The organism is Chryseobacterium contaminans (genome assembly GCF_001684955.1).
Taxonomy (GTDB): domain Bacteria; phylum Bacteroidota; class Bacteroidia; order Flavobacteriales; family Weeksellaceae; genus Chryseobacterium; species Chryseobacterium contaminans.
In genome coordinates this window covers 1-10,881 of the sequence record NZ_MAYF01000033.1, presented here as the reverse complement: position 1 = coordinate 10,881, position 10,881 = coordinate 1, and the positions used below count along the sequence as shown (strand labels likewise).

Genomic DNA, 10,881 nt, shown 5'->3' with positions numbered 1-10,881 from the left:
TCAAACTTTGTTTAGAGGCAGCAATAGCCTGTTTTCTGATCTTATCGATGTTGATATTTTTACGTTCTGTTTTTTCCGTAGCAATAATGCTGATCTCAGAAATGCCCATTTCCACAGCTTTTTCCACAAAAAACTCAATTCTGTCAATATTCTTTGTAGGAGCAATGGCGATATGAAGTTTAGGGGTAAAGCCTGGAAGATCATTTTTAATTTTTGAAACTTCAATCCCAGCTTTTTTCCCTTCTATAACCAGTTTTCCTGAAGCCAAAGTTCCATTTCCATCTGTTACATGGATATCTTCTCCTGCTTTCATTCGAAGAACCTTTACAATATGCTGTTGTTCCTCGTCATTGATGGTAACTTTACTGCCTGCTATATCTCCGTAAAATAATTTCATATATCCTGGGTTAAGAATGCCACTCCTGTTTTTATCGTTGTATAAATATCCGTATCACATTCACGGTAACTGCACATGAATATTTCTTCTATCCACTTATCATTAATAAAAATAAGATTTAAATACTCCTGTTTTCTCAAGTTGTTTTTAATGGATAAATAATCACCTTCTTTTGGAGTATAAGGGAAGCTAAAAAGATTTTCTGAATTGATTTTTTCCAGAATCTCTTCTTTTATATCCTGGATATATCCTTTTTCAGAGCTTGACGGAGAATAATCCAGAGAATGTTCCGGATTTTCAATTTTTCCCGTAACGGTTTCTAAAACCCAATAATATTTTGAATTCTTTTTAGAATGTGTTCCCAGTACTTTTTCTTCTAAGAGTATTTTCATAAATCGTATTTTGCGGTAGCAGAAGTCCTCAGATCTGTAAATTCTCCTCTTTCGAATTTCAGTTGTGCTACCATGGCAATCATGGCTGCATTATCAGTGGTATATTCAAATTTTGGAATGTAGATATTCCATCCAAGTTTTTCTTTGTTGTCTTCCATCGCCTTTCTTAATGCTGAATTGGCAGAAACTCCACCTGCAATAGCCACTTCGTTTACATTAAGGTCTTTAGCTGCTTTTTCAAGTTTGTTCATTAAGATCTCAATAATGCATTTTTGCACAGAAGCACAAAGGTCATTAAGGTTTTCTTTAATGAAATCCGGATTTTTCCTTACTTCTTTCTGGATAAAATAGAGAACAGATGTTTTAATTCCGCTGAAAGAATAATCATAGTTTTCCAGCTTCGGTTTATTGAATGTAAAAGCATCAGGATTTCCTTCTTTAGCAAGCCTGTCAATGATAGGTCCCGCAGGATAATCCAGGTCAAAAATTTTTCCTATTTTATCAAAAGCTTCTCCAGCGGCGTCATCCGTAGTTTTCCCGATAATTTCCATGTCGAAATAGTCTTTTACCAGTACGATCATGGTATGACCGCCACTTACGGTAAGACAAAGAAAAGGAAAAGTAGGCGGCACAGGATTTGCATCCTCGATGAAATGGGCCAGAATGTGAGCCTGAAGGTGATTAACTTCAATTAACGGAACATTAAGACTCATAGCCAGAGACTTAGCAAATGATGTTCCTACAAGAAGTGATCCCAAAAGTCCGGGGCCGCGTGTAAATCCTATAGCAGAGATTGCATTTTGTTGTATATTTGCTTTGGTAAAAGATTTTTCAACAACGGGGATTATATTTTGTTGATGGGCTCGCGAAGCCAATTCAGGAACCACACCTCCATATTCTTTATGGATAGCCTGGTTCGCAGCAATGTTTGAAAGAATAGAATTCCCCTTGATGATAGCTGCTGAGGTGTCGTCGCAAGACGATTCAATACCTAAAATTATAGAGTCGCTCATAATAATGGCAAAGTTAGAGAATAATAACGAGAATGAGAATAAAAAATCAGTAGCTGAAAACCTAGGGGATCAGGTACAAAAGACTGTTGAAAATGTTGAAGGGAAAGTACGGGAGACAGTAAAAGAGGCATCTGAGCTTGCTTCAGACGCTATTAATCATCCTGTAGAAACTGCTGAAGAGTTTGGAAAACAGGCGATGAAAGATGTCACCAGCTATACCTGGTGGGCAAAGCTCCTTCTTATTCTTTTCTGGTTAGGTCTTTTTCTTGTTGCAGGGGTTCTTATTACCATCAATCTTCCGGTTACTAAGCAATGGGCCGCAGATCAGGCTTTAAAACTGGTGAATAATGATTTTAAGTCTGAATTCTCTACAGAAAGCGTTGATGTTAATTATTTTGGGGATGTTACCATTAAAGGGCTGAAAGTAAAAGATTATAAAGGGCTTGAGTTTATCAAAGCCCGCGAATTTTATGCTGATTCAGACTGGATCTCTCTGGCTGTAAATGCTATTTCCGGAAACAGTAATTCTCTGAGTTTTAATTCCCTGAAACTTGTTAACGCAGATATAAAAGTTATTACTTATAAAGGAGACAGCATCTCCAACTTTATCAGATTTGTTGAGCTTTTTGATAATGGAAAGAAAAGAGATCCTAATAAACCTCCTTTCCAATTGAATTCCAGAATTCAGATTCTCGATTCCAAAGTTTCTATTGTCAATGAAAACTCTTCCGGAGACCATGGAAAATGGCTTACTGCTACAAATTTTAATTTGAAGGCACCTAGTGTTAAGGTTAATGGTCCCAATATTTCCGCACTTATTAACAATATGTCTTTTGTTACAACCAGATGGGGGAAATCTCATACGGTGGATACCTTTTCAACAGAACTGTCTTTAACCAAGCAGTTTTTGTCATTAAAAGACCTTACTTTAAATACAGACCATACATTGCTTCAGGGAGATATTAAATTCAATCTTCATGATGGCTCATGGGCGGATTTTGCAGATAAGGTTCGGTGGGATATGAATATCAATCAGGGAAGCCAGATGAGTGGGTATGACATCAGTTATTTTGTAACCAATTGGGATAATATCAAACCGTTCAACCTTTCAGGAAAAATGACGGGTCCTTTAAATAAATTCCATTTAGAGAACTTCCTGATCAGAAATCCGGATGTGAATATTGCTACCAAAACAATGAAGGTGGATAATCTGTTGAAAGGGCATTTTTCTATTGAAACAAGAGACCTTTCCACTGATTTTACCTATAAAGACCTGAAGGCGATGATGCCAACATTCATCTCCAGCAAGATGAAAAATTTTGCAGATGATTTTGGAAAACTGAAATATAATGGTACCGCTAAAGTAAATCCCGATCAGGTTTATGTAGAGAATGGAAATCTAATGACCGGAATAGGACAAGCCAAAATTTCCAAACTTTCTTTAACAGGTTACAGCACGGCTATGCCTAAATACTCAGGTCGCCTTGATGTAAAAGATCTTAATACTTCTGTCATCACTAAAAATAAATCAGTTGGACTGATTTCTGGTAATTTTGATCTTAACGGACAGAGTTTTGATGTCAATACAATGCGCCTTACCACCAAATCTCAGATTACCAGCATTGAAATTATGGATAAGGTCATCAATAATCTTTATTTGGATGGATTGTTAGACCATAAAAAATACAACGGGCTCATTACTGTTAATGATGAACAGGCCAAAGCAACGGTTAAAGGGTTGATAGACTTCAGTACATCTAAAATTATGATGGATGTAAATGCTGATGTTACCCAACTGAACATGAATTATTTTACCAATAAACCAGGCAGCCAGATTGTAAGTGGCCAGGTTGAGGGTAAAATGTCTATGTCATCCATTAATGATCTTACATTGGACGTTAATGCCAATAATCTTTACTTTGCAACGGCTACACAGAAATACAATATTCCATCCGCGAAATTAAAGACCTTTATTGAAGCAGGCGGACGTGTTATTGACGTAGATGCGCCAGGAGCCGCTACCGGAAAAATATCAGGCAGATATAACCTGGCGGACCTAGCTGGAATGGTGGAAAACGGAGTTGGAAAAATTCTTGTAGGCCCGCCACCTAGAAAATTATACAGAGGCCAGAATTTTGCTATGAAATTTGATGTTCAGCAAGGATTGGTTAACTATTTCCTGCCGGATCTTAAGCTGCCTAACGGAGCTGCAGTGGAAGGAGAGTATAATGGAGATTCAAATAATCTGATCCTGAATCTTGATGCCACTGCTCTGAAGTATATCATGACGAAAGAAGAGGAAATTACTGATGCTGATAAAGCATTGGCTGCTTCCAATCCTGACTATCAGGTGAACAACAGAAAGAATCTCAGCAAAGACAGTGCTATGGTAGACAGTGTTAAAGTAAGGATCAATACTGCAAACCTTGCTCAGCAGCTGTATGCCAGAATCAACAGATTAGAGTACAATAAAAATATCATTAAAGATTTCGAGCTTAAAGGGAATAATGAAAACGGAAACACCCTTCATCTTGCCACTGTATTCAAACACGGAAGCCCGGATGATGAGATTAATGAAAAGCTTAAGGAATATGCTATTAATGTAGATCAGTCTACAGATGCAGCCGGTGATTATGTTTTCAGGTTTGAACCTACTGAAGTTAAATTCAATGAGGTTTCCTGGGCTATTGACACCAGTCCGGAGCTTAATCATTCCATTACTTACAGAAAGAATACCGGGGATTTTGATATCAGAAATCTGAGAATTTATTCTGATAAAAGTGCATTGTTTATAAAAGAAGCACAGTTCAAATCTGCAAAAGATTTCTATGTGGATGCTGATATCAGTGATTTTGCCATAGAAAAACTGCTGGAAATGCAGTCTGGTGGTAACAGTATGGATGTAAAAGGTCTGGCTAACGGAAGTGTAAAAATCAAGATGGATAAAAGCACTTTACAGCCTCTGGTAGATCTTACGGTAGATGATATTAAAATGAATGGTAATGATATGGGAGATATTTCCATTTCTGCTACCAACGGATTCTCTCTTAACGTTTATGATATTGATGTAAAGGTTCATTCTGCAGGAGTTTTAGGAAACAACAGCTTAAATCTTACAGGTACTGTTAATAACAATACAGCTTCTCCGGATATTGATCTGACGGCGGAAATGCGTGATTTCGACCTGGCGTTTACCCAGCAGTTCGTACAGACTATTTTTGGTAACCTCAGAGGTAAAGCAACTGGAGATCTTAAGATTAATGGAAAGCTGAATAACCTTGATTATAGTGGTGATATTGCTTTAAAGAATTTTGGATTAAAGCTTCTGTTTACAGGGGTAGATTATTCTTTTGATGACACTACGATCCAATTAAGTAAGGGGCTTGCTATCCTCAACAATATTGAAGTGCATGACGGAAGAACCAATTCTAAAGGAAATATTTCCGGGGCGATAAGATTTGAAACCCTTTCTTCAATGGGAATTGATCTGATTATGAGGGCTGATAATCTTTTGGTATTGAATTCTACACAAAAGGATTCTGACCTGTTTTGGGGAAGGGTTTACGGACAGGGAGATTTATACGTGTCCGGTCCTGTATCTGGTTTAAGTATAACCACTCCTAATATGAGAGCGCTTAACGGAAGTACCTTTACTTTTAACTCGAGTTCTACTTCAAATGTTGAAGAATTTAAAATGTTGAGATTCCTGAAAGAAGGAAAAGATGGGCTGGTAACTCTTGAAGAAAAGAAAAAGACTGGCGCCAATATGAATATTGATTTCAATTTGGCAGTAGATAAGGGAACTACGGTAAATGTCCTTATTGGAGATGATGTAGGGAACATTACAGTAAAAGGAACGGCAGATCCGCTGAGATTCCAGATGAACAGACAGGGAAATATTGCCATGAACGGTACTTATAAGGTAGACAACGGAACATTTGTTTCTAAAGCGATCCTTAACAAAACTTTCCAGATCCAGAAGAACAGCAGTATCAGATGGGATGGGGATGCTATGAAGCCGGCACTGGATATTACAGCCAATTATGTAAGAATGGTTTCCAATGCAGGAGAATATCTGAGCATGGGGAAACTACAGCCGATAAGTATTCTTTTACAGGCCAATATTACTGAATCCCTGGTAGATCCTAAGGTAGAATTAAATGTGACGGCGATGGATGTTTCCAGCCAGGTGAGAGAAACTTTAGCGGCCAAAATGAGCCAGGAAGGAGAAAAAGTACTTCAGTTTGGTTCCGTGCTTCTACTGAGTACCTTCAATGTATCCAATACCGGAGGAGTAGATGTTAATGTAGGGAATGTAGCCGAGTCTTCAGGATATAATATGCTTCTTAAACAACTTGGGTCAGTTCTTAATACCATGAGTAACGAGTTTCAGATTGACCTGAATTATGTAAAAGGTGACCAGAACTCCAATATTGGAGACAGAGCCAATGCAGGAGTAAGTGTAGCACTTTCCCCTAGGGTAAATATTAAGACAGGATTGGGAATTCCATTATCCAAAACAGATGCGAGTACAGGAGCTCAGAATAATTATCTTTCAGGAGAAGGATCTATAGAATACGATTTATCTAAGAAAAATGACGGTACTTTGGTGGTTAGAGGCTATTCCAAGCCTACCAATATCGGGATGATCAGTACAAACGGAGCTGCTAATCAGGCCTATGGAGTAGGGGTAATGTGGAGTAAAAGCTTCAATTCTTTGTTTAAAAAGAAGAAAAAAGACAAAAAAGTATCTGCAGAGAAAGCAGAAATAAAAACAGATTCTATAAAATCAAATGCTAAATAATCGGAATATTTTAATGATTTTTATCATCCGTGTTAATTATTGTTAATATTTGATATATTTTTTTTAGTTAAATTATTTTTCGTAAATTTGCAAAAAATACATAGATTTTTTAAAGAAATTGTAATTTAACTAATATGAACTATCAACTGGACGAAATAGACAAGAAGATTCTTGATTTCTTAGTAGAAAACACAAGAATGCCTTTTACAGAAATTGCTAAGCAGATGGATGTTTCTGCTGGAACAATTCACGTAAGAGTGAAAAAGATGGAAGATGCAGGTATTATTTTGGGATCATCTCTAAACATCGATTATGGTAAGCTGGATTATCACTTTACAGCTTTCATCGGGATCCTTTTGACAAAATCAAACCGTACTCAGGAAGTATTGAAAGAATTGTCAACTATTCCTAACGTAATTGAAGCTAGCGTTATTTCCGGAAAATATAATATTTTCTGTAAAGTAAGAGCTAAGAATACGGATGATGCTAAAAGAATTATCTATCAGATTGACGACATTCAGGACGTAATGAGAACTGAAAGTATGATCTCTATGGAAGAATTCCTAAGCGATAAAAATAGACTGATTAACGCAATCTCTATTTAATTCAAATTTTAAACGAATTACTATAAAAGAACTTATGAAATCTCTCATAAGTTCTTTATTTTTGTACCTATGGAAGAATACAGCTATTTTGACGAGGATCCGAAAAAAGGATGGGGATTTGTACTGGCATTTGCAGCCTTAATGTTGTTTACCGTAATGGGGTTGGGAATAGATGTTGATGAATACCTTCAGCATGAATACCTAGAAATTCCGAGATGGTATTTTTATGTTATCTTTTCAATTGATGCCCTGATGATGATTGGCCTTATACTGATGTTCTTTTACAAAAAAGTAGGAATTATCATGTTCCCGGCTTTGCTGGTGCTGCATTTCTTTATGCACAACTACTATCTGTCTACTTTCCTGTATACGGATGTTACCAATCTTTTCCTGTTTACAGGGTTTGGGATGCTGGCCATTATTCCGAAGTGGAAGTTTTTTAAATAAGAAGGGATTCAATCTCTTATTACTGCATAAAAATAGCTTTTAAACATCGTTTAAAAGCTATTTTAGTTTCTGTAGTCCATATTGCTGGATGGCTTTCTTTTTCAAAGGATTTTGGCTCCATACTTTCCATTCATTGGTATATGGGTTATAACCACATTTTAAAGGCTTTGATATATCAAGGTTTTCCGAAGTATAATGGTTTTGTTCTGTATAAGCCCTGCAGTCTGTACAGATATACCTGAATTCGCAGTCTTTGCATCCTTCTATACTATCTTTAGTGATGTCCCAGTATTTTTTTAATCCTGGTTCCTCTAAAGCTTCTTCAAGACTCATGTTATGAATATTTCCAAAGTTTTCCTGCATCAGAGGACAGTTTTTGATATTTCCTTCTGCATCAATACCGATTTTCTTATGCAGACAGGAATTGTGATTGATGGCTTCCAGTACTTTGGGAAGGTTGGTATTGAAGTATTTCATATCTACTTTTCCACAGGATGATATTTTAATAGGTTCTTTTATAAAGCTCAGATTAAACCTGAATTTATCTTTTGTTTTGAAAGGCTTCTGAGAACACTGAAAGAAAATGAGACTATATATCCTCTCTGTTTCTTGCTCCAGTTTCTGTATGAATGCGTAATTTATTTCATTTTGAAAAGGTGAAATGATTTCGATACCTGAAAGCACGGATGAGGTGAAAATACGATCTATGTTAACAAAATCTGCTAATAGCAAAGGTTTTGAACTATAGATGACCAAATGTCTGATCTCAAGATTTTCTACAGAGGTTCTAAGTCTCTTTAAAAGACTGATCTCTTCAATTTCGATAAAGAGGTCGTTCATACGGTTAGGCTCGTGGTATTTGTAAGATAAAGCTGGAAAATTCCGGTCCCAATCATTCTCTGTAATAAAACCATATTCATTTTCCAGCAAGATTTCTAAATACTCATGAACAATGTCCTGGGAGTCTTGATCATATATTTCCAGAATTTCTTCAATGGAATTCTTCTTTAGTTCTTCAATAAGATCATAAAATTCTAACGGATAGAGTTCAGATGTATTTCTCTGAAGGTCTGAAACTAAGATTCTATTGGCCCCTTTCGTGATGAAAATAGTACTGAATAGATTAAAATACCTCATAAGAATCTGACCAGGAATTTGTAAGGTTTTGATTTTGCATAGAAATCTGTCTGGTATTTTTCACTTACCAAGGTTGTATTTATGGCAGTCTTTTCTTTTTCTCTGTTTTTCACAATTTCCATGTAGTCATAAATAAGTGGAAGCGGATGTTTTTCTTTAGGGGTAAAATTCTTTTTCATAAATAATTGGCGATTTCTTTTTCCAATGAATAGTTACAGATGATTGAGTGCCCAAGAAACTGACCTATGGCATTCACTTCTAAAAAGTAGAATTTATGCTGGCTTTTGATAAGATCCAGTGAACCGCAGTTGAGATCCAGAGAAAGCATCAGCTGATGTATTTTTTCTTCAATATCTTTAGGAAGCTGATAAGGTACATTTCTGTTGGGTTTTTTATGGTTATACTTTCTGAAATCAATTTTGGTCTGCTCATCATTCTGAGAAAAAATAGCCGTTGACCAAACTTTTCCGTTCAGGTAAAAGCTTCTGATTTCAAAGTCTTTTTCAATTTTTTCCTGAAAGAAGGTGATAAAGAAGTGTCCCCTTTGAGGTTCTTTCACCACTGAAGTATACATCATTCCGGTAGAGTCTTTGATAATATTTTCGGCTCTGGGATTTCCGCCAATAGTCTTGATGATGGTTTTATTGAGCTCTACTTCATCCGTATTATCTGCCAGGAAATAATCCGGGACATCTAAACCTGCTTTTTTTGCCTGTTCTAAAACCAGAAGTTTGTTTACATCACTATTGCTTTCTTTATTGATATGTCTTTTAGATTCCAAAGTTTTTCTCACATAATCTTCCAGCCAGTGCTGGTACTCATTCATATTGAGGTTGATGGACTCATTTTCGTAACGCAGTCTTCTGAAATTTAACCCTCCGTTTCTATACCATACACTGCTTATTTCATCAATGTAGAACTTATTTCTATGACTTACCAGAAGTAATCTCTTTTGATCCGTTTGAATTTCAAAAATTTCATCTTCATGTACACGGATGAACTTTTTGTTCATGGCCAGAAGATATTTTATGACTTCATTGGTGGTATTTTCTTTATTTTCAGAGATAATGAGTATCATTTTTTTTGCTTTTTAAGCTTATCAAAATAGTCTTTGGCAATTTTCACAGAGGTTTTCATTCTGGGAAAGCCTATAGCAGCACGGTTTTTATCAATTCTAGCGGAATCGGCCGCACTAAGATTAGCTTCACTGTAACGTATGAATATTCCATACATTGTTGCCCCATTATTTACATATTGGTATTTATCTACCATTTCGATATAATCTCTTGGGGTGCATTCTCCGGATTTTACATACTGTAATAATTCTGTTTTAAAATACTCATAGTATTTAGTATAAGCCATGTGATTAAGCATAGTTCCCATAGACATCAACTGGCCCTCTCTTCCTAGATGCCCCTTTTTTTGTAATGATGGGTACCCATAATTTTTTAAGGTCCACATTAAAAGCTTAGCATTTTTGTTATCATTCATTTCAACAGTTTCTTTAACATGTCTGTTGTACTGGTCTCGTGTAAAAGCGATGGAGAATGAATCCACCAAAACCTGATTAAGACCTTTTCTCCATTGCAGAAATTTTTGTTCTACCTGTAAGCTGTCTATCCCATGTCTTTTATATAGCTGATAAAAATAGGGTTCAGGTTGCCAGTATGGTGCTGTTTGGGCTAATAGTTTATCCAGACTTTTTACCCCGCCAAAGTTCTTATGATATTTATCCGCCATTCTGATATAGACTTCATATTCGGTAATTCTCTCATTCTGAACCGGTGGATATTCTCTGAATAATTTTTTATACCTTTTTATGGTAGCAAGAGTGTCCTTTTGAACTCTGTGAATGCTGTCAATAGCATAAACTTTATTATAATAGTCAATGTAATTAAGTTCTCTGTTTTTGCAGGAAAAGACAGCTAAGCTGATGATTAATAAAGTAAATAGATAAAGCCTGTGCTCGTAATTTTTCATAATTTTTTGTGTTGGTTAAGGCCAATAAATATAAATCTAAAATCTGTGATAAAATCATTTTTTTTGAATTCTGATTTACATTTTTATTTTTCAAAATTCTGATTTT

10 protein-coding genes are annotated in these 10,881 nt (G+C 36.0%); 3 read left to right on the top strand and 7 right to left on the bottom strand.

Annotated elements, in window-relative coordinates:
* The 3 genes from BBH99_RS03370 to tsaD form a co-directional block, all read right to left on the bottom strand.
* The coding region (locus BBH99_RS03370; RefSeq protein ID WP_123872974.1) for an RsmE family RNA methyltransferase at nucleotides 1-397 on the bottom strand (397 nt) is incomplete at its 3' end.
* Entirely contained in the window at nucleotides 394-789 is a 396-nt protein-coding gene (locus BBH99_RS03365) for a hypothetical protein (RefSeq protein WP_066692016.1), read from the bottom strand. The genes BBH99_RS03370 and BBH99_RS03365, both read right to left, overlap by 4 nt.
* Nucleotides 786-1,802: a tRNA (adenosine(37)-N6)-threonylcarbamoyltransferase complex transferase subunit TsaD gene (tsaD, locus tag BBH99_RS03360; RefSeq protein WP_066692005.1), complete on the bottom strand. Its 1,017-nt coding sequence runs from the start codon at nucleotides 1,800-1,802 to the stop codon at nucleotides 786-788. The genes BBH99_RS03365 and tsaD overlap by 4 nt, the downstream gene beginning before the upstream one ends.
* A gap of 4 nt (nucleotides 1,803-1,806) precedes the next feature.
* Between tsaD and BBH99_RS03355 the strand changes: the two genes are divergently transcribed.
* The 3 genes from BBH99_RS03355 (at nucleotide 1,807) to BBH99_RS03345 (ending at nucleotide 7,658) form a co-directional block, all read left to right on the top strand.
* Nucleotides 1,807-6,606: a translocation/assembly module TamB domain-containing protein gene (locus tag BBH99_RS03355; protein WP_066692002.1), complete on the top strand. Its 4,800-nt coding sequence runs from the start codon at nucleotides 1,807-1,809 to the stop codon at nucleotides 6,604-6,606.
* A 134-nt stretch (nucleotides 6,607-6,740) separates the two neighbouring features.
* Entirely contained in the window at nucleotides 6,741-7,211 is a 471-nt protein-coding gene (locus BBH99_RS03350; protein WP_065400659.1) for an Lrp/AsnC family transcriptional regulator, read from the top strand.
* A 69-nt stretch (nucleotides 7,212-7,280) separates the two neighbouring features.
* On the top strand, nucleotides 7,281-7,658 hold the full coding sequence (locus BBH99_RS03345; protein WP_066691999.1) for a hypothetical protein: 378 nt from the start codon (nucleotides 7,281-7,283) through the stop codon (nucleotides 7,656-7,658).
* A 57-nt stretch (nucleotides 7,659-7,715) separates the two neighbouring features.
* Here BBH99_RS03345 and gwsS read toward each other — a convergent pair whose 3' ends face one another.
* The 4 genes from gwsS to BBH99_RS03325 are packed head-to-tail and all read right to left on the bottom strand — an operon-like array spanning nucleotide 7,716 to nucleotide 10,775.
* Nucleotides 7,716-8,795: a grasp-with-spasm system SPASM domain peptide maturase gene (gene gwsS, locus BBH99_RS03340; RefSeq protein WP_066691997.1), complete on the bottom strand. Its 1,080-nt coding sequence runs from the start codon at nucleotides 8,793-8,795 to the stop codon at nucleotides 7,716-7,718.
* Nucleotides 8,792-8,974: a hypothetical protein gene (locus BBH99_RS03335; protein ID WP_066691995.1), complete on the bottom strand. Its 183-nt coding sequence runs from the start codon at nucleotides 8,972-8,974 to the stop codon at nucleotides 8,792-8,794. The genes gwsS and BBH99_RS03335 overlap by 4 nt, the downstream gene beginning before the upstream one ends.
* Nucleotides 8,971-9,873, bottom strand: coding sequence for a grasp-with-spasm system ATP-grasp peptide maturase (gwsG, locus tag BBH99_RS03330; RefSeq protein WP_066691992.1), 903 nt, complete (start codon nucleotides 9,871-9,873; stop codon nucleotides 8,971-8,973). Before gwsG ends, BBH99_RS03335 begins: the two co-directional genes overlap by 4 nt.
* The gene (locus tag BBH99_RS03325) at nucleotides 9,870-10,775 is read right to left on the bottom strand and encodes a hypothetical protein (RefSeq protein WP_066691985.1); all 906 of its coding nucleotides are present in this window, start codon (nucleotides 10,773-10,775) and stop codon (nucleotides 9,870-9,872) included. Before BBH99_RS03325 ends, gwsG begins: the two co-directional genes overlap by 4 nt.
* Nucleotides 10,776-10,881: the final 106 nt, after the last annotated feature.